The organism is Sinorhizobium sp. 6-70 (assembly GCF_030124375.1).
Lineage (GTDB): Bacteria > Pseudomonadota > Alphaproteobacteria > Rhizobiales > Rhizobiaceae > Sinorhizobium.
This window is the reverse complement of sequence record NZ_JASKLS010000015.1, coordinates 96,207-114,482: the sequence shown is the minus strand read 5'-3', so window position 1 is coordinate 114,482 and position 18,276 is coordinate 96,207. Positions and strand designations below refer to the sequence as shown.

Genomic DNA, 18,276 nt, shown 5'->3' with positions numbered 1-18,276 from the left:
CTCGCGCACTGCGCGCGTCAGCGGCCCGTCGACCCAGACGGTGTCGCCGCCCTTCAGCAGGTAGCGGCCGGTGAGATCCGCGGCGGCAAGATCGTCATGGCAGGAAACAGTCGAAAGCGGCAGGCCGAGCCTCGCGGCCATATGGCTGACAAAACGCGTCTTGCCGCAGCCGGTCGGGCCCTTCAGCAAGAGCGGCAATTGCCTGACCCAGGCGGTCTCGAACAGCGCGCATTCGTTGCCGAGCGGACTGTAATGCGGAATGTCGGCGGTCGGAAGGGTTGCATTCGGCAGGACGAAATTCATTTTGGTCTCCGTGACAAACAGTCGAAGCAAGCGGAAGGACCGACCCCGACGCGGGCGACGGGGTCGGTCAGGGCGATCATTCGGCGGGCTGGATCGAAGCGCTGAGCCGTTCGCTGCGTTCCCGGCCGGGAACCAGCACGGCCCAGATGAACATCAGCGCCGAGACCAGGACGACCGCACCGGAGCCGAGGCGGATCCAGTAGAACAGCGCCAGCTGGTCCTGCACGTCCATGTAGCTTTCGCCAAGCACACGCTGCAGGTGAACCTGAAGGACGCCTGCGAAGGTGAGCGCGAAGGTCATCACCGAGATGGCGGTGCACATCGCCCAGAAGCTGACGATCGAGAGCCACTGGTTGTAGGGCTGGCGGCCGCGGATTTCCGGGATCGCATAGGCCATCACCGCCAGGTTCAGCATCACATAGGCGCCGAAGAAGGCGAGGTGGCCGTGGGCCGCAGTGACCTGCGTGCCGTGGGTGTAGTAGTTCACCGAAGACAGCGTGTGCAGGAAGCCCCAAACGCCGGCGCCGAAGAAGGCCATCACCGAGCAGCCGATCGACCAGAGAAGGGCAGCGCGGTTCGGGTGCTTGCGCCCGGCCTTCCAAGTCATCACGAAGGTGAAGATCACCATGGTGAAGAACGGTGCGACTTCGAGCGTCGAGAAAAGCGAGCCGATCCACTGCCAGTAGCCGGGGGCGCCGATCCAGTAGTAGTGGTGACCGGTACCGAGGATGCCCGAGAAGAGCGCCAGGCCGACGATGACGTAGAGCCACTTCTCGACGACCTCGCGGTCGATGCCGTTGAGCTTGATCATCAGGAAGGCGAGCACCGATGCCATGATCAGTTCCCAGACACCTTCAACCCACAGGTGGACGACGTACCACCAGTACATCTTGTCGAGTGCCAGGTTCATCGGGTTGTAGAAGGCGAACAGGAAGAAGATCGCCACACCCCAGAGGCCGAAGATCAGGATGTTGGTAACCGTCGTCTTGCGGCCTTTGAGAACGGTAAGCGTGATGTTGTAGAGGAACATCAGCGCCACCACGACAATGCCGACCTTGATCGCGAAGGGCTGCTCGAGAAACTCGCGGCCCTCGTGAATATGGAAAAGGTACCCGACCACTGCGACGGCGGCAGCGATCAGGAAGAGCCAGAACTGGGCGACGGCAATCTTGGTGCTGTAAAGCTCCGTTTCCGCTTCCTCTGGCAGGAGATAATAGGTGGCGCCCATGAAGCCCATCAGCAGCCAGACGATCAGCGCATTGGTGTGCACCATGCGCACGATGTTGAACGGCAGGAGCTCGGAGAGCGTGTTGGGCAGGACATAGATGGTGCCGGCTAGAACACCGAACAGCACCTGGGCGAGAAACAGGCCGAGTGCGCCATAAAAATAGAGCATCGCGACCTTCTGGGTCTGGTATTTCATGGTTCTTTACTCCAATCGCAACGCTTAGCCGGCTTCGTTCGGTGGCCAGTTCTGGGTCTTGATGCGGCTCGTCCACTCCAGGAAGTCGGCGAGATCGTTGAGCTCCTGCTCGGTGAGGTTGAACTGCGGCATCTGCCTGCGTCCTTCGACGCCGGAGGGTTGCGCCGCCATCCACGCCTTCAGCGTTTCGCGCGCGCTGTCCGGATCCTTGTCGCCACCCCAGCGCTTCCAGACATTGCCGAGCTCGGGCGCGAAATAGGCGCCTTCACCGAGAAGCGTGTGGCAGTTGATACAGGAGTTCTTTTCCCAGACGTGCTTGCCGCGCGCGACCGAGTCGGTCAGCGTCGTCTCGTCCGTCGAGCTCGTCTTCATGTAGTAGTGGCTATGGGCCGTCAGCCCGATGAATATTGCAAAGAAGAAGAAGGACCCGCCGTAGAAGACGTTTCGGGCCCCGGTCTTGGTGAGGCGTTCTGCCATCACGTGGTCCTTTCGATTTCAGATGGCCGCGAAAGCGTGGCCGGCTTGATCTGATCCCCTCCCCGTTTGCCACCGCCTGTGGCGGAGCCGACGAATGTCCGGGGCACGATCCATGTCTATGGATTTCCCGCGCGCGTTCTTTGCGTTTAGGCAAACAAACAGAGCGGTTTCAAACGGATGGCATGCCGGTGATAAACAGCTGCGCCGCTGCCACCAGAGCAAGGATCAGCGGCCAGGCGAGAAGCCCACGCCGTATGGCGGCCGGACCGGAGCGCAGGCCCATGAAATCCAGGATGATCAGTCTGGCCTTGATGAGTGCCAGGACGAGAACGGCGGAAGCGACGACAGGGGCACGGCCTTGAAAGGCGACCGCCAACATGCCCGAAAGCACGATGGCAACGAGCACGATCCAGGTTCGAGCGAGTTGGTTTCGATTGCGGTCCGTCATGACGTCATACCAGATAGATGATCGGGAACATCACGATCCAGATGAGATCGATGACGTGCCAGAGGGTTGTTATCAGGGTTACGTTGCCGGGCGTCTGGCGCCAGGCGACGAGAAGCAGGATCAGGCCGCCGAACACCACATGCAGCAGGTGAAAGCCGGTGATCAGGAAATAGAGCTCGAAGAAGGCACCGAACCGGGCAAGGTCGCCGCTTGCGAGTTCGCCGCTATATTCCGTGAGTTTAATAGCGACGAAGATGAAGCCGAGCAGGGCGGCCATGACGAGGGCACGCCGACGCTCCCCAGGTAGAGCGGATTTGCGCGCGGCGAGCGCCGCCTGCCAGCCACTCGTCAAAAGCACCAGCGTGTTGATGCCCGCGAGCAAGGGGTTAAGTTCGCTGCGCCCGGCAGCAAAGGCGTCGGCCTGCAGGAAGCCGGTGACGAGAAAGGCCACGAGCAGAATGCCGAAGGCCGCGAGTTCGCTCCAGACCAGAATCCAGAGCAGAAGCTCGTCTGCGGGCGCTTCCTCTCCCGCTTCAATGTCAGATGTTACGCGTGCATCCATGCCGCCTCTCCCTTGATCGGAAATGATCGGCACTTAGGCGAGCCGGCAAAGCGATGTCTTTGACATTTCGCAAGGAATGAGGACCAAAAACCGGATATCGGTGAGGCAACCAAGAGCGGGATGAGGGCAAGTGTGCGCGGTTTTTCGCCCGCATCCCGCGTCTCAACTTATTAGAATCGTTCACGTTTATGATTTTGGGCCGACTCGACCCAAAATCATCGTGATCCAGGAGTTCTTCGATGACAGACGCACAGATCGGCCTTTCGGTCGCTACCCCCATCATCATCGTTTTCGCCCTCGTCCTGCACCGCATGGGTGTGCTGCAGCGCGCCGGCACGGTCTCGGCCGTCCTGTTCTCGATCGCGATTGCCGTGGTGCTGTTTCTCGATCGCTAGAAATCAGGGTGCCGCGGTTTTCCGTCCGGAGTTGCGTCGCGTCGATCGGACTTGCGATATGTCAAAGAAGCGAGCCGGCTCGCCGGCTAGACGATTGCACCAGGATAAATCGACTGGAGTCCGGCTGATGGCTGGAAGAGAGACAATGCAACGAAGCCGCATGCTGGAAAACGGCTATGACGCGCTCTTGGAATTATGTGATCGGCTGGAGGCAATCGCCGACGCCTTGCCGAACGCAATCGATGTGACGCGCTACGATGAGATCGCGAACACGCTGGTACCGACGCTCGGCAACCTGCACGAACTGGAGGAGCAAGTGCTCTTCCGGCAACTTCGCTCGCAGCCGGACGGTCGCAACGTCACGACGCTGATCGAGCGTCTTCGCGCAGAGCACGAACATGATGAGAAGGCCGCGGCGGAGGTCGCCCAGGTCTTGCGTGAGTTGCTTCACAGTCGCTGCCGGCTAAGCTGGGACGCGATCGGCTATATGCTGCGTGCCCTCTTCGAGGGCCTTCGCCGCCATATCGCGACCGAGCGCCTGCTGCTTGCGGAAAGCCGTCGGGGTGGTGCCTGCCATGCGTGAGTTTTTGCTGGCCTTCGCCGTCTTTCTCGCACTGCACATGGTGCCCGCGATGCCGAAGCTTCGCGAGCGGCTCATTCAGCGGCTGGGGCGAAAGAGTTACTTCGCTGGCTATTCGCTGCTCTCGATCCTAGCCCTCGTCTGGGTCTTCCACGCGGCGCTGACACTCGATTTCATACCGCTCTGGGATGCGGCGCCGTGGCAGGCCCGGGTGACGTTTGTGCTCGCACCGCTTGGGATTTTTCTCGTTCTTGCGGGCCTCTTCAGCGAGAACCCGCTTTCCGTCTCGATCTTTCAGGGCACCGGACGGATGGGGGCGATCGTCGGCATCACGCGCCACCCGGTGCTCTGGGGGTTCCTCATCTGGGCGGTGGGACACGTCGTGCCGAACGGCGATCTTCGCTCGCTCGTGCTCTTCGGCGGTTTCGCGCTCTTTGCCGCTGGCGGTTTCCTGATGGTCGAGCGGCGTGCACGCCGTCGCCTGGGCGACAAGTGGCCGACCGCTGCCGCCGGCACGTCGATCTGGCCCTTCGCCGCGATCCTCACCGGGCGCACCCGCTTCCGGCTCGATCCGGTCCTGGTGCTGTCGGCCTTTGCCACGGCCGCAATCACGTTCTGGCTGCTTGCGGGCGGCCACTACGTCCTCTTCGGCGCCGATCCGCTGCTGCAAGCCTTTCCGATGTATTGAACCTGCCGCCGGGACGTTCTTCCCGGCCGGCCTTATTCCTGCCAGGCTTCCGCGAGCGGCGCGATCGGCAGCGCCAGAAGATCGATGGCTCGCGCGGCAAGATGGTCGACGATCGCCTCGACGCTTGTCGGCTTGTGATAAAATCCCGGCACCGGCGGCATGACGATCGCTCCCATCTCGGTGACGGCGCACATGTTGCGCAGGTGCCCGAGGTGGAGCGGCGTCTCGCGCGTCATCAGCACCAGCCGCCGGCGTTCCTTCAGATGCACATCGGCGGCTCTGACCAGGAGATTGTCGGCAAGTCCATTGGCGATCGCCGCCAGCGTGCGCATCGAGCAGGGTGAGACGATCATACCGGCGGTCGGAAAGGATCCGCTGGCGATCGCCGCACCGATGTTGTCGTGCTCGTAGACTCGATCGGCCTTTTCGAGCATTCGCAATAGCGCGTCCGGCCCCACCTCGTGGCTCAATGTCCGGTGTGCCGCCGGCGACATGACCAGATGCATCTCGACCCCGTCGATCCGTGCAAGTCGTTCGGCGATGCGCAACGGAATCGCTGCTCCCGAAGCGCCGGTCACGCCGACGACAATCCTCGATACTCCCGTCATGGGCTGTCTCCTAAACCCAGCTCGGCCCACATCCGGTCGACGCCGGCCTTCACCTCCGGCGACATGTCGAGCACCCTCCCCCATTCGCGGTCGGTCTCCGCGCCGATCTTGGTGGTCGCATCGAGCCCGAGCTTGCCGCCGAGGCCGGACCGCGGCGAGGCGAAGTCGAGGTAGTCGATCGGCGTCTCGGTGATGATCGTCACGTCGCGGCTCGCGTCGAAGCGGGTGGAAAGCGCCCAAACGACATCCGGCCAGCTGCGCACATTGATGTCGGGATCGACGACGATGATGAGCTTCACGTAGCTGAACTGCGGCAGCATCGACCAGAGCCCCATCATCAACCGCTTCGCCTGGCCCGGATAACGCTTGTCGATCGCCACGACCATCGCCCGGTAAGAGCAGGCCTCCGGCGGCAGCCACAGATCGACGATTTCCGGAAACTGCTTCTTCACCAGCGGCACGAACAGCACGTTCATCGCTTCGCCAAGACGCGACGGTTCATCGGGCGGCCGGCCGGTATAGGTGGAGAGATAGATCGGATTTCGGCGCATCGTGATCGCCGAAAGCGTCATCACCGGGAAACGGTCGACGGAATTGTAATAGCCGGTATGATCACCGTAGGGCCCTTCATCCGCCGTCTCGATGGCGGACACGGTCCCTTCGAGCACGATCTCCGCGTTCGCCGGCACCGGAAGCGGCACGGTCCGACCTGTCGCCAACGGCGTTCGGCGCCGGCGTATGAGCCCTGAGAAATTGAGTTCGCTCAATCCGTCCGGCAACGGCATCACCGAAGCAAGGATGGTGGCCGGATCCGCACCGATCGCGACCGCGACCGGCATGTCCCGGCCCTGTCGCTGCCAAAGGCGGTGATGGCGCGCGCCACCGCGATGGGCGAGCCAGCGGACGATCGCGCGGTCTCTGCCCAGAACCTGCATGCGGTAGATGCCGACATTGATGTCGGTCGGATCGTCCGGCGCCATGGTGATAACCAGCGGCCAGGTGATGAGCGGCGCCGGTTCGCCCGGCCAGCACCACTGGATCGGCAGGTTCCCGAGATCAAGCTCCGGACCGCTCCAGACAATCTCCTGGCACGGCGCTCGGCTATGATGCTTTGGCCGCATCGAGAGCGCGGAGCGCAGCAAGGGCAGTTTCTCCCAGGCGTCGCGCAGCGATCCCGGCGCCCGGGGATCACGCAGCTCCGCGAGTTCATGGGCAAGGAAGGGTAATCCGCCCGGCGCCAGACCGAAGCCACGTTCGATCCTCGCTTGCGCGCCAAACAGGTTGGCGAGCAGCGGAATTGCGTGCACGCGGCCGGAAGCATCGACCGGCTTTTCGAACAAGAGCGCTGGTCCGCCCGATGCAAGGACGCGCCGGTGGATTTCGGTCACTTCATGGACGAGCGAGACCGGCCGCGAAATCCGCTTCAGCTCGCCGTCGCGCTCCAGCGCCGAGGCAAAATCCTGAAGCGAGGCGAAGCGCTCTGCGGTGCGGAAGTCTTTGTTCATGCCGCCTCTTTGTGCCGGTGATTTCCGCCTGTCTTTGATGTGGGACAAACACAGGCGACGGCAGCCGGCTAACATCGGGAGAACATTCACAAGTTCGCAGGCCCCTCATGACCGTTCCCACAGCGATGGCCGTTCCGCTCCGGCTCATCCCCATTCCCGCCATCGAGCGGGCGACAAGGCTCGTCTTCTCCCACGTCATGGCGCGCCATCCCGGCCTTTTCGATCGCCTCGGCGAACACGCGGCCAAGCGGTATGGCTTCATTCCGTCGGACCTGCCGGTCGGTTTCCTGGTCGAGCCTGCCAAGACCCGTATATCCGTGCACCGCAAGCCCAATCTGCCGGCGACCGACGCTTCGGTCACCGGCGGCTTCGTCCTTCTCCTCGGCCTGCTCGAAGGCCGGCTCGACGGTGACGCCGTTTTCTTCTCGCGTGACCTGACGGTAACCGGCGACATGGAAGCGATGCTGGCGCTGCGCAATGCACTCGACGACTGCAACATCGACCTGCCCTCCGACATCGGCAGCCTCGCGGGCCCCTTCGCGCCGCTGATCGGCCGGGCCGCCGCGGAGATCAGAAGCCGCGTCCTGCCCAGGGAGGCCGGCCAATGGAACTGATCTGCCCGGCCGGCACGCCGGCCGCATTCCGCGAGGCCGTCGATGCCGGAGCCGATGCCGTCTATTGCGGTTTTCGCGACGAGACCAATGCCCGCAACTTCCCGGGGCTGAACTTTTCCCGCGACGAGCTGAAGGCGGCGATCGCCTATGCCCGTCAGCACGGAGCGATGACCTTCGTTGCCATCAACACCTTCATGCGCGCCGGCCGCGAAAAGCTCTGGCACGAAGCCGTGGACGATGCCGTGCGCCTGGGCGCCGACGCCGTCATCCTCGCCGATTTCGGCCTGATGGCCTATACCGCCGAGCGCTATCCCGACCAGCGCCTGCACGTATCGGTGCAGGCTTCCGCCGCCAATGCGGACGCGGTCAATTTCCTGGTCGAGACGTTTCGGGCAAAGCGCGTCGTGCTGCCACGCATCCTCACCATTCCTGACATCGCCCGCCTTGCAAAGCAGATCCGCTGCGAGATCGAGGTTTTCGTTTTCGGCGGCCTCTGCGTGATGGCTGAGGGGCGGTGTTCGCTCTCCTCCTATGCGACCGGCAAGTCGCCGAACATGAACGGTATCTGTTCTCCGGCGAGCCATGTCCGCTACCGCGAGGATGGGCGCGAACTCGTCTCGGAACTCGGCGATTATACGATCAATCGCTTTCCGGCCGGCGAGGCAGCCGGCTACCCGACGCTCTGCAAGGGACGCTTCAACGTCGCGGACGAACGCGGCTACGCCTTCGAGGACCCGGTTTCGCTCGACGTGATGGACCACGTCGACCTGTTGCGCGAGGCGGGCGTCAGCGCGCTGAAGATCGAGGGACGACAGCGCGGCAAGGCCTATGTGGCGGAGGTCGTCTCGGTGATGCGCCGCGCGGTCGCCGCCAATGCCGCCGAGCGGCCGGCCCTCATCTCGCGCCTGAGACTCTTGAGCGAAGGCCAGCGGACAACGTCCGGCGCCTATGAAAAGCGCTGGAGGTAGATCATGACCGTCACCACGCTTCCAAGCCTCAGCCTCGGCCCGGTTCTCTACCTCTGGGATGGACCGAAATGGCGCGATTTCTATTTCCGCATCGCCGACGAGGCGCCGATCGCGCATGTGTTCATCGGCGAAACGGTCTGCTCGAAACGCCTGCATTTCATCGAGCCGCATGTCGGCGAGGTGGTGGAGCGGCTGGAACAGGCGGGAAAGAGCGTCAGCCTTTCCTCGCTGGCGCTCGTCACGCTCGAACGGGAAAGCCAGCTGGTGCGGGCGCTCGCGCGCGACAGCGCGCACCCGGTCGAAGCCAACGACCTGTCGGCGCTCGGGCTGCTTGCCGGCAAACCACATGCCATAGGCCCGTTGATCAACGTCTATAACGGCGCCACCGCGCGGCTGCTCGCCTCGCGCGGTGCGACGAGCATCTGCCTGCCGCCGGAACTGCCGATGACATCCGTGCGCGAGATCGTTCGCGATGCGCCCGGCGTGGCCTTCGAGATATTCGCGTTCGGGCGAGTCCCGCTGGCGATCTCGGCCCGCTGCGCGCACGCCCGGTCCAAGGGACTGGTCAAGGACAATTGCCAGTTCATCTGCGGCGACGACCCGGATGGGCTTGTGGTGGAAACGCTCGACCGTCAGCCTTTTCTCGTCCTGAACGGCGTGCAGACCGTCTCGCATACATGTCAGGCCCTGATCCAGGAACTGCCGGAACTGGCGGACGCCGGCATATCGCGGATCCGCCTTTCACCGCAGGACTGCGACATGGTTTCCGTCGCCCGAGCATTCGACGATGCAATCGCCGGCAGGTCCGCACCCGCCGATGCCATCGCCCGTCTTCAAGAGGCCTATCCCGGCACGCGCCTTTCGAACGGGTTCCATTACGCCCAGCAGGGAGCCGCCTGGATCGCAGGCCACGCATCAACTTAGCCGGAGTCTCACCATGACACGTGAATTCGACATGCTCGCAGATGAAACCACACACGATGAAAATCTCGTGACGGTCATCAGCCAGATCCGTAGGTTGATCGATGCCGCTTCGCTCGAATGCGGCTGCCGTACACGCGTCGACGAATTGCTGCTTCGCTTCGAAAGCCTGACGGCGAGGCAACGCGAAAAGCGCATGCTCGACCAGGCCCGGCGCCAGCGGCGCCGCATCGCCACGATCATGGAACTGCTTCACGAGCTTGACGAGATCGGCTATGGGGATGCCGACCGCAGCGTGCTGGTGGAAGCACGGCTGCTTTTCGAGGACATTGCCGAAGCCGCGCTGCAAGGGGCGCGGCTGCTCAATGTCGCCGCCCTGCCGAGTTCGAAGGCGGCTGTGCGATGAACACGATGAGACCTTCGGGACCGGGCCTACTGGAGACGGAGAATGAAGCTTCCGTTGCGTATCCTTTGCCTGTGCCTTGGCTGGCTGATGGTCGGGTTCGCCGTCGCGGGCGTGTTCCTGCCGTTATTGCCCACCACACCTTTCCTGCTCTTGGCGGCGGGCCTGTTCGCACGGGCGTCTCCCCGGCTTGAACGCTGGCTTGTCGAGCATCCGGTCTTCGGTCCCTCGCTGCGCCTGTGGCGCGAAAAGGGTGCGATCACGGCGAGAGCGAAGTTCACCGCCGTCGCCCTGATCGCCGCCAGTTTCGGTCTCTTCTGCCTCTTCAGCGCGCCGGACGCGATGCTTGCGGCCATCGTCGCGGCCGTGATGGCACTCCCGGCCGCGTTCATTCTGACGCGCCCGAGCAATTGAGTGCCGATCCACTGCAGAAATTCAGAGTTCTACAGCGACCTTCGCGCGTCCAGTCACAATACACGACGATCGGGTAATGGATTTGGCGGGTGCTTTTTATCGCCCTCATCCCTGTGCTTGTCACAGGGATCCAGCAGCGCCGGGCGCGGAAGAGTCTGTTCAGCCCAAGGACTGCATGTTTCTTTAAATCGTAGCTGATTTAAGGATAAAAACATGCAGCAATTCAAAGTACTACAGCGTCCTTTGCGCGTCTGATAAGACGCGCGGCGCTGTAGGGGCTGGCTCGATTCCTGTGACAAGCACAGGAATGAGGATCGAGGAGAGCCTTGCTGCACGGCAGCCGGCGAGGCTGCAGTGCGCTGATGTCGTGTACAGTGGCGTCCAGTCGGACGCGCGACGCTGTAACGCTCAGAAGTTGCTCGCGTGCAGTTCCTTCATCGCCTGACGTAGTTCGTCGATCGGCGTTGAACTGGTGGTGCTTTCGCCTTCCAGTTCCGGCGGTACCTTCCAGCCCGGATCAATGCCTTGCATGTTCGGCAGTTCGTGGGCGATGCCCTTGTGGCAATCGATGCAGGTCGCGCGGCCGGGAAGCAGGTAACGGGTGTGGATCGCCGCCGCTCGTTCCGTCTGTCTCTGCAGGTCCATCGCCACGGCCGAATGGCAATTGCGGCACTCGAGGCTGTCGTTTGCCTTCAGCCGCGCCCATTCGTGCTGGGCGAGTTCCAACCGATGCTCGAGGAATTTCGGGCGGGTATTGATCGTCCCGAAGATCTTGCCCCAGACCTCCTTCGAGGCCTGCATCTTGCGGGCGATCTTGTCGGTCCAGTTATGCGGTACATGGCAGTCCGGACAGGTAGCCCTGACCCCGGAGCGGTTGGAGAAGTGGATCGTCCGCGTCAGCTCCTGGTAGACGTTGTCGCGCATCTCATGGCAGGAAGTGCAGAAGGCCTCGGTGTTGGTGAGCTCGAGCGCGGTGTTGAAGGCACCCCAGAACATCACGCCTCCGACGAAGCCGCCAAGCGTCAGAAAGCCGAGGCTCAGTGTTCCGGCCGGCGTGCTGACGACATGCCACGCCCAGAGGACGACTTTCCTGATCCATTCCATGGCGTCACTCGCTTCCCGCCGGCTTAGCGCCCAGCTCGCTCATATCCTTGAAGGTGTTGCCGACAAGTGGCTTGGCGTCGGCCTGCGGCACATGGCAGGCGGTGCAGAAATAACGCCGCGGCGACACATCCGCGAGCATCTGGCCCTCGCGGGTCATGTAGTGCGTGACGCTGATCATCGGCGCGCCGGATTCCTGGGTGAACTCGCGCCTGTGGCAGGAGAGGCACCGGTTGGTGTTGACCGAGAGCTGATAGCCCTCGATCGAATGCGGGATCACCGGCGGCTGGTCAGGATAATTGCGCTCCTTGCGGACGTCATCGGTGATCCACTTAGGCAAGGGCGCCGCTGGGCCTGTCTCCATCGCGGGAGACCGCCCCACCAGTTGTGGCATGACCGTAGGTATTACCTGGGCAATCGCGGTTGTCGTGACGAACAGCAGAAGGCCTGCCACGACCACCATCCATTCAGGCCGTCTCAGACGGCGACGGGTATAATCTTGACCGCGCATTTTTTGAAATCCGTCTGTTTGGAGATGGGATCCGTAGCGTCGAGGGTGACCTTGTTTATGAGCTTGCTGGCGTCGAACCACGGAACGAAGATCACGCCCGGCGGCATGCGGTTGCGACCGCGCGTATCGATACGGGCACGCATCTCGCCGCGCCGGGAAACGATCCTGACTTCGGCGCCCTGATTGATACCGCGCTTGCGGGCATCATCGGCATTCATGAAGCAGACGGCGCCCGGGAAGGCCCTGAAGAGCTCGGGGACCCGCAAGGTCATCGAACCGGAATGCCAGTGCTCCAGCACGCGGCCGGTCACCAGCCAGATGTCGTATTCCTCATCGGGCGATTCGGCCGGCGGCTCGTAGGGCACGGCGATGATGACCGCCTTGCCGTCCGGCTGGCCGTAGAAGTTGACGCCCTCCCCAGGCTTGACAAAGGGATCGAAACCCTCGCGATAGCGCCAGAGCGTCTCCTTGCCGTCGACCACCGGCCAGCGCAGCCCGCGCACCTCGTGGTACATGTTGAAGGGTGCGAGATCGTGGCCGTGGCCGCGCCCGAAGGTGGCATATTCCTCGAACAAGCCCTTTTGGATGTAGAAGCCGAAGTCCTTGGCTTCGTGGTTGTCGTAGGCCGGATCGATCTCGCTGAGCGGGAAGCGATCCACTTCGCCGTTGCGGAAGATCACGTCGAACAGGGTCTTGCCGCGATATTCCGGATTTGACTCGAGAATGTCGGCAGGCCAGACCTCGTCGGTCGTAAAGCGCTTGGAGAATTCCGCGATCTGCCAAAGGTCCGAGCGGGCCTCGCCGGGAGCCTGGACGAGCTGGCGCCAGACCTGGGTGCGACGTTCGGCATTGCCATAGGCCCCCTCCTTCTCCACCCACATGGCCGCCGGCAGGATCAGGTCGGCACTCATCGCGGTGATCGTCGGGTAGGCGTCTGAGACGACAATGAAGTTGTCGGGGTTGCGATAGCCCTGCCAGGTCTCGTTGCTGGTGTTCGGTGCGGCCTGGATGTTGTTGTTGACCTGCACCCAGTAGAAATTGAGCTTGCCGTCCTTGAGCATGCGATCCTGCAGGACGGCGTGATAGCCCGGCTTGTCGGGGATAATTCCCTTCGGGATGCGCCAGATCTCCTCGGCACGCTCCCGATGTTTGGGATTGGTCACCGTCATGTCGGCGGGAAGCCGATGGGCGAAAGTGCCGACCTCGCGCGCGGTGCCGCAGGCGGACGGCTGGCCGGTCAGAGAGAACGGGCTGTTGCCGGGCTCCGAGATCTTTCCCGTCAAAAGGTGAATGTTATAGACCATCTGGTTTGCCCAGACGCCGCGCACATGCTGGTTGAAGCCCATGGTCCAGAGCGACATGACCTTGCGGTCGGGATCGGCATAGAGCTCCGCCAACTGCTCGAGAAAGCCGGGATCGACGCCGGTCAGTTCCGCCGTCTTCGCCAATGTGTAATCGGAAACGAATGCCTTGAAGGCTTCAAAGTCGATCGGCTCCATCTTCGTCGGATCGGCCGCGTTGGGAGCCGCCTTTTCCAATGGATGTTCCGGTCGCAGGCCATAGCCGATCTCGGTTACGCCGCGGACGAATCGCGTGTGGCGCTGCACGAAGTCCTGGTTGACGCGACCGGTCTGGATGATGTGATTGGCGATATAATTGAGGATTGCCAGATCCGTTCCCGGGGTAAAGATGATCGGGATGTCGGCCAGATCCATGCTGCGGTGGGTAAAAGTGGAAAGCACGGCGACGCGGACGTGAGGCTGCCCCAGTCTGCGGTCAGCGACCCGCGTCCACAGGATCGGGTGCATTTCGGCCATGTTCGAGCCCCACAGCACGAAGGCATCGGCGTGCTCGAAATCGTCATAGACACCCATCGGCTCGTCCATGCCGAAGGTGCGCATGAAGGCATAGGCGGCCGATGCCATGCAGTGGCGGGCATTGGGGTCGAGATTGTTGGAGCGGAAGCCGGCGCGCATCAGTTTCGTCGCCGCATAGCCCTCGAAGATCGTCCACTGGCCGGAGCCGAACATGCCGACAGCCGTCGGTCCCTTTTCCTTCAGAACCCTCTTCGCCTGCTCCGCCATCACGTCGAAGGCTTCGTCCCAGCTCACCGGCTCGAACTCGCCGTCCTTGGCGTAGGCGCCGTTCCGCTTGCGCAGGAGCGGCGTCTTCAGCCGATCGGCGCCATACATGATCTTCGAGAGGAAGTAGCCCTTGATGCAGTTGAGGCCGCGGTTGACCTCCGCCTGCATGTCGCCGTGCGTGGCGACCACCTGCCCTTCCTTCACGCCGACCATCACGCCGCAGCCGGTGCCGCAGAAACGGCATGGCGCCTTCGACCATTTGATCTCCAGCGCGGTCACGCCACCGGGAACGGGTTGCGCTGCGGCTGGAAGCGCGATGCCCGCGGTGGCCGCCGCGATGCCGGCCGCATGGGCCTTGAGGATGTCACGCCGCGTCAGTTCGCCGGTCATTGCCGATCGTCTCCTCTTTCTCGACATGCTCGAACACCATGTTGGCCGCCACCACGCCCTCGAGCGTGGAAATTTGCGACAGGCACTCGCCGAGCATGCCCGTGCTCGTCCCTTCGATGACCACCACGATCTTGCCGCCCTGGTGGCCGTAAACCTCGACATTGCTCATTTGCGAAAGCGTCGCCAACACCTTGTCTTCCATCGCCGGAACGGCGACAATAACGGCGCTCGAGACATGATAATTGCCTGATGCGTTAGGCATTGGCGCCCTCCTGGTTCCGCGCACCGAGTTCGACAGCGCCGACCGGACAGATCCCGACGCAGGCGCCGCAGCCGCTGCAGGCTTCCTCGTCTACGACCGGCAGAAAAGGTCCGCCGATCCGCGGCTGGAAGCGGATTGCCTGTTCCGGACAGCTGTCGCGGCAGGACTGACAGGCGACAGCGTTCTTCGCCAGACAGTGATCGGCGATCGCCGCCACATGCGGAAAGCGCGTCACGCCGGCAAACTGAAAGACCGGCTCCGGACAGGCGCTCCGGCAATCACCACAGAAGGTGCACTCGCCAATGGAAAAATCGAGAGCCGGCCTGTTGCCGGCAAGGCTGATGATATGCGTCGGACAGGCATCCACACAGCGACCGCAACCGGTGCAAGCGGCGAGGCTCTCGGGCGTCACGCCCGGCGGACAGATCCGTTCGGGCTGAGGCGCGCCACGGCCGAAGAGCAGGTCTCGTCTGGAAATCGTCGCAACCGCCATGACGCACCTCAATGCGGCGCCGGCGGCGGACCGGGCGGTCCGAAGACGAGCTGCAGCATCCAGACGATGAAGCCATAGGCGCCAACGACAGCGACGGCGAGCAACGGCCAGATGCCGAAGGCCAGTATCAGAAATGTCAGAAGTTCGCGTCGTCGAGACTGCGGCGGCGGTGCCGCCACCTGCTGCGGAGATAACTCTGACACGCTAACATCCCCCGTTGATGTCACTCGCCAGCATAGTAACAATCCTTGACGGGAAAGAAAGGGAAATAAACTAAACTCTTTTCCTCAGGAAAAGAAATAACATCTGTCAATTCAATAGGATATTTTACCAGGGCAAATACGGGGTTTCTCTTGGGAGTGAGCGCCCGCAGCATTTCGTATCTTCGAAAATAACGCGCATGCTACAACGCCTGCGCGTAGAAACGTCGTCGGCAGAATCGAATAGAGAAAGAAAGGCCGGTGCGGCGTTCGCGCCGCGCCGGCCTCTATGATGCTGTCGGTGGATGTCGCCCGCTACAGACGGACGACACCGCTTATAGCGCCAGTGCCGCGAGGGCGGCGTTGAGGCGCTCCTGCGCCTTCCTCGGGTTCTTCGCCCCCTTCGCCGCGTCAAGGTTTGCCGGCATATCGCCGACCTGCACGACGCCGACCATGCCCATGCCGTAGTGCGGCGTGCACTTCACGCCATAGACGCCCGGCGTGGTAAACGTGACCTTGTAGTTCTCGTTGACCTTGCTCTTCAGCGCTTCGGCGCCATCCGGAAGCATGCCCTTGATCGTCTCGACATTGTGGCCCTTGTCGGTCGGTATGAAAGTCACGGTATCGCCTGCGGCGATCTTCAGCGAGGCCGGCTCAAAGACCATTACGCCGTCCTTGCCCTTGTTGAGCATGTGCACTTCAAAGTCTGCCGCAAGCGCAGGGGTGGTGATCAGCATTGCCACCGCGGCGAGGCCAAGGCCCTTCTTCATCATCGTCAGCATTTCATCTTCTCCGTTAAGTTCCAGGCCCTTGCCCGTGGTTGTCGCCCCGGAAATAGGCCGATGCCGACCTGCCGACTTTGACGCGCGTCAAATAACGCGCAAGATGACGCGCATTGCCCCCAGCCGGGGCCGCTTGCCACATGCACGCGAACGGCAATGCCGCGATCGCCGACGTCATCGCAGCCGTTTCTACCCCCCGCACATTTGAGTTCGAACGCGATTTTGAACGGAACTCCTTCGTCGAGCATCATTGACAGATTTCGTCTGTCGGATTAAAAATGACGAAATTTGAAAATCGTCACTCGTAATTCGTGAGAAGAAATGAGCGAACTCGTAGACACCGGCATCGACGCAGCCAGACAGGAAAACGTGACGCGGATCCTCGATTCCGCCGAGCGGCTGTTCCGCCATTACGGCTACAGCAAGACGAATGTCGCCGACATCGCCCGCGACCTCGAAATGTCGCCGGCCAACATCTATCGCTTCTTCGCGTCGAAGACGGAGATCCATCAGGCCCTTTGCGCGCGCATGCTGGCCGCGAGCTATGGGCAGGCCTTAGAGACGTCCCGCCTGCCTTTGAGCGCCTCGGAGCGGCTTCGGCGCTATGCACAAGGCCAGCACAAGATGACGGTCGAGACCATGCTCGACGAGCAGAAGGTCCACGAAATGGTCGTCGTCGCCATCGAGCGGGACTGGCACGTCATCGAGAAGCACATCGACCGCATGGATGGGATCCTCGCCGACATTATCCGCGAGGGCATCGCAGCCGGCGAGTTCGCCGACCAGGACCCGGAAAAGGCCGCGCGCTGCTTCGGCGCCAGCATCGTTACGCTCTGCCATCCGCAGATCGTCGCCCAGTGTCTCGCGAAGGAAAACCGCGCAACGCCCGACGAGCTGATCGAATTCGCGATCAGAGCACTGAAGAAATAATCGAGCCAGAAATATTCGAGCCGCGGGGCGGCAGACAGGATCAGGAGCGCCAGAGATGTTTTCACCAAAGGCCCTCGAAATAAGAACCCCGGTCGCCGCCAAGCTCGCGGCCGCGCTTGCCGTCGCCGTCGCCCTTTCCGCCTGCTCGGAAGAGAAGGTGGAGACCAGGGAGATCATCCGGCCGGTCAAGGTCGTCGAGATCGCCGCGGCCGGCAATCACCGCGAACTCGATTATTCCGGTTCGGTCAAGGCGCGCACCGAGATGAATCTCGGCTTCCGCGTCGGCGGTAAGATCACCGAAAGGCTCGTCAATATCGGCGACCGGGTGAAGCCGGGCGACCTGCTCGCCCGCATCGATCCGACCGATTATGAGCTCGCCGTGAAAAGCGCTGTTGCCAGCCTCGCTGCCGCTGAAAAGCAGGTGGAAACGACGGCGCTCACCAAGATGCGGGCGGAACAGCTCTTCACCCGTGAATTCTCGTCCAAGGCTGAGCTCGATCAAGCGACGCTTCTTTATGATCAGGCGGTCTCCACGCGGGACGCGGCCGCCTCCTCGCTCGACCAGGCCAGGAACCAGGTCGCCTATACCGATCTGAAATCTGACCAGAACGGCATCGTCACCGCGATCAACGCTGATATCGGCCAGGTCGTCGGCACCGGCACGCCGGTGGTGACCGTCGCCGTCGATGGCGAGAAGGAAGTGCAGGTCGCAGTGCCCGAGATGGATATCTCCGACTTCAAGCCGGGCAAGACGGTCAAGGCGCGCTTCTGGTCGGACGACGCGCTCGTGCTCGACGGCAAGGTGCGCGAGGTCTCCGGCAGCGCGGACCAGCAGTCGCGAACTTTTTCCGTGCGCATCAGCCTGCCGACCGACCCGCGTGTGCTGCTCGGCATGACGGCTACGATCGAGGCGGTCGCCGCCAATGCTGAGCCCTCGGTTTCCATCCCGTTGAGCGCGCTTGCCGCGAAAGACGGCCGGAAGGTGGTCTGGGTGGTCAATCCTGACAACTCGACCGTGCATGCGCGCGACGTCAAGCTTGCCGAATTCACCGGCGATGGCGTTCGCATCGCCGAAGGGCTTAAGCAGGGCGATCTCGTCGTTGCCGCCGGCACGCAATTCATGGCGGAAGACCTGAAGGTGAAGCTGCCGGCAACCGAACAGCAGGCGGCGCTGACCGAAACCGGCGAAGTCCTTCGCTAACCCTCCCTTTACC

General features: G+C 62.5%; 24 protein-coding genes. 10 read left to right on the top strand and 14 right to left on the bottom strand.

Annotation, left to right across the window (positions count from 1 at the left end; all coding sequences use genetic code 11):
• The 5 genes from QN222_RS24565 to QN222_RS24545 all read right to left on the bottom strand — a co-directional run.
• The coding region (locus QN222_RS24565; RefSeq protein ID WP_284005628.1) for a MoxR family ATPase at positions 1-303 on the bottom strand (303 nt) is incomplete at its 3' end.
• 76 nt (positions 304-379) lie between these two features.
• Positions 380-1,726, bottom strand: coding sequence for a nitric-oxide reductase large subunit (locus tag QN222_RS24560; RefSeq protein WP_283965716.1), 1,347 nt, complete (start codon positions 1,724-1,726; stop codon positions 380-382).
• Positions 1,727-1,750: 24 nt separating this feature from the next.
• Positions 1,751-2,203 carry a cytochrome c gene (locus QN222_RS24555; protein WP_283965717.1) on the bottom strand — a complete coding sequence of 151 codons (453 nt, stop codon included), beginning with the start codon at positions 2,201-2,203 and terminating at the stop codon, positions 1,751-1,753.
• Positions 2,204-2,372: 169 nt separating this feature from the next.
• Complete coding sequence (locus QN222_RS24550; protein ID WP_283965718.1) at positions 2,373-2,651, bottom strand: cytochrome C oxidase subunit IV family protein; 279 nt, start codon at positions 2,649-2,651, stop codon at positions 2,373-2,375.
• A gap of 4 nt (positions 2,652-2,655) precedes the next feature.
• On the bottom strand, positions 2,656-3,213 hold the full coding sequence (locus QN222_RS24545; protein ID WP_284005627.1) for a cytochrome c oxidase subunit 3: 558 nt from the start codon (positions 3,211-3,213) through the stop codon (positions 2,656-2,658).
• A gap of 239 nt (positions 3,214-3,452) precedes the next feature.
• On the opposite strand from QN222_RS24545, the gene QN222_RS24540 reads away from it, so the two are divergent.
• The 3 genes from QN222_RS24540 (at position 3,453) to QN222_RS24530 (ending at position 4,876) form a co-directional block, all read left to right on the top strand.
• Positions 3,453-3,608 (top strand): hypothetical protein, encoded by a 156-nt coding sequence (locus tag QN222_RS24540; RefSeq protein ID WP_153439984.1) that lies wholly within the window; start codon positions 3,453-3,455, stop codon positions 3,606-3,608.
• 145 nt (positions 3,609-3,753) lie between these two features.
• Positions 3,754-4,191, top strand: coding sequence for a hemerythrin domain-containing protein (locus QN222_RS24535; protein ID WP_283965881.1), 438 nt, complete (start codon positions 3,754-3,756; stop codon positions 4,189-4,191).
• Positions 4,184-4,876, top strand: a complete 693-nt coding sequence (locus QN222_RS24530) for an NnrU family protein (protein ID WP_283965882.1) — start codon at positions 4,184-4,186, stop codon at positions 4,874-4,876. The genes QN222_RS24535 and QN222_RS24530 overlap by 8 nt, the downstream gene beginning before the upstream one ends.
• A 32-nt stretch (positions 4,877-4,908) precedes the next feature.
• On the opposite strand, the gene QN222_RS24525 is transcribed toward QN222_RS24530, so the two are convergent.
• Together QN222_RS24525 and QN222_RS24520 are read right to left on the bottom strand one after the other, a co-directional pair.
• The gene (locus QN222_RS24525) at positions 4,909-5,484 is read right to left on the bottom strand and encodes a UbiX family flavin prenyltransferase (protein ID WP_283965883.1); all 576 of its coding nucleotides are present in this window, start codon (positions 5,482-5,484) and stop codon (positions 4,909-4,911) included.
• Complete coding sequence (locus tag QN222_RS24520) at positions 5,481-6,989, bottom strand: UbiD family decarboxylase (protein ID WP_283965884.1); 1,509 nt, start codon at positions 6,987-6,989, stop codon at positions 5,481-5,483. The genes QN222_RS24525 and QN222_RS24520 overlap by 4 nt, the downstream gene beginning before the upstream one ends.
• A 107-nt stretch (positions 6,990-7,096) precedes the next feature.
• Here QN222_RS24520 and QN222_RS24515 point away from each other — a divergent pair, with 107 nt between their 5' ends.
• From QN222_RS24515 to QN222_RS24495, 5 genes are read left to right on the top strand one after another with little or no spacing between them, the layout of a single operon-like run.
• Positions 7,097-7,603 (top strand): SCP2 domain-containing protein, encoded by a 507-nt coding sequence (locus QN222_RS24515; RefSeq protein WP_283965885.1) that lies wholly within the window; start codon positions 7,097-7,099, stop codon positions 7,601-7,603.
• Positions 7,594-8,571 carry a peptidase U32 family protein gene (locus QN222_RS24510; RefSeq protein WP_283965886.1) on the top strand — a complete coding sequence of 326 codons (978 nt, stop codon included), beginning with the start codon at positions 7,594-7,596 and terminating at the stop codon, positions 8,569-8,571. Before QN222_RS24515 ends, QN222_RS24510 begins: the two co-directional genes overlap by 10 nt.
• 3 nt (positions 8,572-8,574) lie before the next feature.
• Complete coding sequence (locus QN222_RS24505) at positions 8,575-9,495, top strand: U32 family peptidase (protein ID WP_284005626.1); 921 nt, start codon at positions 8,575-8,577, stop codon at positions 9,493-9,495.
• Positions 9,496-9,508: 13 nt separating this feature from the next.
• Entirely contained in the window at positions 9,509-9,898 is a 390-nt protein-coding gene (locus tag QN222_RS24500; protein ID WP_283964638.1) for a hypothetical protein, read from the top strand.
• A gap of 42 nt (positions 9,899-9,940) precedes the next feature.
• Positions 9,941-10,309, top strand: coding sequence for a YbaN family protein (locus QN222_RS24495; protein WP_283964639.1), 369 nt, complete (start codon positions 9,941-9,943; stop codon positions 10,307-10,309).
• A 408-nt stretch (positions 10,310-10,717) separates the two neighbouring features.
• Here QN222_RS24495 and QN222_RS24490 read toward each other — a convergent pair whose 3' ends face one another.
• The 7 genes from QN222_RS24490 to QN222_RS24460 form a co-directional block, all read right to left on the bottom strand.
• The gene (locus QN222_RS24490; RefSeq protein WP_283964640.1) at positions 10,718-11,413 is read right to left on the bottom strand and encodes a NapC/NirT family cytochrome c; all 696 of its coding nucleotides are present in this window, start codon (positions 11,411-11,413) and stop codon (positions 10,718-10,720) included.
• Positions 11,414-11,417: 4 nt separating this feature from the next.
• The gene (locus QN222_RS24485) at positions 11,418-11,921 is read right to left on the bottom strand and encodes a nitrate reductase cytochrome c-type subunit (RefSeq protein WP_180943044.1); all 504 of its coding nucleotides are present in this window, start codon (positions 11,919-11,921) and stop codon (positions 11,418-11,420) included.
• Positions 11,888-14,395 carry a periplasmic nitrate reductase subunit alpha gene (napA, locus tag QN222_RS24480; protein WP_283964641.1) on the bottom strand — a complete coding sequence of 836 codons (2,508 nt, stop codon included), beginning with the start codon at positions 14,393-14,395 and terminating at the stop codon, positions 11,888-11,890. Before napA ends, QN222_RS24485 begins: the two co-directional genes overlap by 34 nt.
• A complete protein-coding gene (locus tag QN222_RS24475) occupies positions 14,370-14,657 on the bottom strand; it encodes a chaperone NapD (RefSeq protein WP_283964642.1) in 288 nt (95 codons plus the stop codon). Before QN222_RS24475 ends, napA begins: the two co-directional genes overlap by 26 nt.
• Entirely contained in the window at positions 14,650-15,150 is a 501-nt protein-coding gene (locus QN222_RS24470; RefSeq protein ID WP_283964643.1) for a ferredoxin-type protein NapF, read from the bottom strand. The genes QN222_RS24475 and QN222_RS24470 overlap by 8 nt, the downstream gene beginning before the upstream one ends.
• A gap of 8 nt (positions 15,151-15,158) precedes the next feature.
• Positions 15,159-15,353, bottom strand: a complete 195-nt coding sequence (gene napE / locus QN222_RS24465) for a periplasmic nitrate reductase, NapE protein (protein ID WP_283964644.1) — start codon at positions 15,351-15,353, stop codon at positions 15,159-15,161.
• A gap of 332 nt (positions 15,354-15,685) precedes the next feature.
• Positions 15,686-16,129: a pseudoazurin gene (locus tag QN222_RS24460; RefSeq protein ID WP_283964656.1), complete on the bottom strand. Its 444-nt coding sequence runs from the start codon at positions 16,127-16,129 to the stop codon at positions 15,686-15,688.
• Positions 16,130-16,453: 324 nt separating this feature from the next.
• On the opposite strand from QN222_RS24460, the gene QN222_RS24455 reads away from it, so the two are divergent.
• The gene (locus tag QN222_RS24455; protein WP_283964645.1) at positions 16,454-17,062 is read left to right on the top strand and encodes a TetR family transcriptional regulator; all 609 of its coding nucleotides are present in this window, start codon (positions 16,454-16,456) and stop codon (positions 17,060-17,062) included.
• A gap of 55 nt (positions 17,063-17,117) precedes the next feature.
• The gene (locus tag QN222_RS24450) at positions 17,118-18,263 is read left to right on the top strand and encodes an efflux RND transporter periplasmic adaptor subunit (protein WP_283964646.1); all 1,146 of its coding nucleotides are present in this window, start codon (positions 17,118-17,120) and stop codon (positions 18,261-18,263) included.
• Positions 18,264-18,276: the final 13 nt, after the last annotated feature.

Bases quoted from the DNA above. Each gene is read 5' to 3' on its own strand.
- QN222_RS24540 (WP_153439984.1), top strand. From the start codon at position 3,453: ATGACAGACGCACAGATCGGCCTTTCGGTCGCTACCCCCATCATCATC.
- QN222_RS24530 (WP_283965882.1), top strand. From the start codon at position 4,184: ATGCGTGAGTTTTTGCTGGCCTTCGCCGTCTTTCTCGCACTGCACATG.
- QN222_RS24545 (WP_284005627.1), bottom strand. From the start codon at position 3,213: ATGGATGCACGCGTAACATCTGACATTGAAGCGGGAGAGGAAGCGCCC.
- QN222_RS24535 (WP_283965881.1), top strand. From the start codon at position 3,754: ATGCAACGAAGCCGCATGCTGGAAAACGGCTATGACGCGCTCTTGGAA.
- QN222_RS24510 (WP_283965886.1), top strand. From the start codon at position 7,594: ATGGAACTGATCTGCCCGGCCGGCACGCCGGCCGCATTCCGCGAGGCC.
- QN222_RS24550 (WP_283965718.1), bottom strand. From the start codon at position 2,651: ATGACGGACCGCAATCGAAACCAACTCGCTCGAACCTGGATCGTGCTC.
- QN222_RS24555 (WP_283965717.1), bottom strand. From the start codon at position 2,203: ATGGCAGAACGCCTCACCAAGACCGGGGCCCGAAACGTCTTCTACGGC.
- QN222_RS24475 (WP_283964642.1), bottom strand. From the start codon at position 14,657: ATGCCTAACGCATCAGGCAATTATCATGTCTCGAGCGCCGTTATTGTC.
- QN222_RS24490 (WP_283964640.1), bottom strand. From the start codon at position 11,413: ATGGAATGGATCAGGAAAGTCGTCCTCTGGGCGTGGCATGTCGTCAGC.
- QN222_RS24505 (WP_284005626.1), top strand. From the start codon at position 8,575: ATGACCGTCACCACGCTTCCAAGCCTCAGCCTCGGCCCGGTTCTCTAC.
- QN222_RS24485 (WP_180943044.1), bottom strand. From the start codon at position 11,921: ATGCGCGGTCAAGATTATACCCGTCGCCGTCTGAGACGGCCTGAATGG.
- QN222_RS24560 (WP_283965716.1), bottom strand. From the start codon at position 1,726: ATGAAATACCAGACCCAGAAGGTCGCGATGCTCTATTTTTATGGCGCA.
- QN222_RS24515 (WP_283965885.1), top strand. From the start codon at position 7,097: ATGACCGTTCCCACAGCGATGGCCGTTCCGCTCCGGCTCATCCCCATT.
- QN222_RS24455 (WP_283964645.1), top strand. From the start codon at position 16,454: ATGAGCGAACTCGTAGACACCGGCATCGACGCAGCCAGACAGGAAAAC.
- napA (WP_283964641.1), bottom strand. From the start codon at position 14,395: ATGACCGGCGAACTGACGCGGCGTGACATCCTCAAGGCCCATGCGGCC.
- QN222_RS24500 (WP_283964638.1), top strand. From the start codon at position 9,509: ATGACACGTGAATTCGACATGCTCGCAGATGAAACCACACACGATGAA.
- QN222_RS24520 (WP_283965884.1), bottom strand. From the start codon at position 6,989: ATGAACAAAGACTTCCGCACCGCAGAGCGCTTCGCCTCGCTTCAGGAT.
- QN222_RS24470 (WP_283964643.1), bottom strand. From the start codon at position 15,150: ATGGCGGTTGCGACGATTTCCAGACGAGACCTGCTCTTCGGCCGTGGC.
- QN222_RS24525 (WP_283965883.1), bottom strand. From the start codon at position 5,484: ATGACGGGAGTATCGAGGATTGTCGTCGGCGTGACCGGCGCTTCGGGA.
- QN222_RS24495 (WP_283964639.1), top strand. From the start codon at position 9,941: ATGAAGCTTCCGTTGCGTATCCTTTGCCTGTGCCTTGGCTGGCTGATG.
- QN222_RS24450 (WP_283964646.1), top strand. From the start codon at position 17,118: ATGTTTTCACCAAAGGCCCTCGAAATAAGAACCCCGGTCGCCGCCAAG.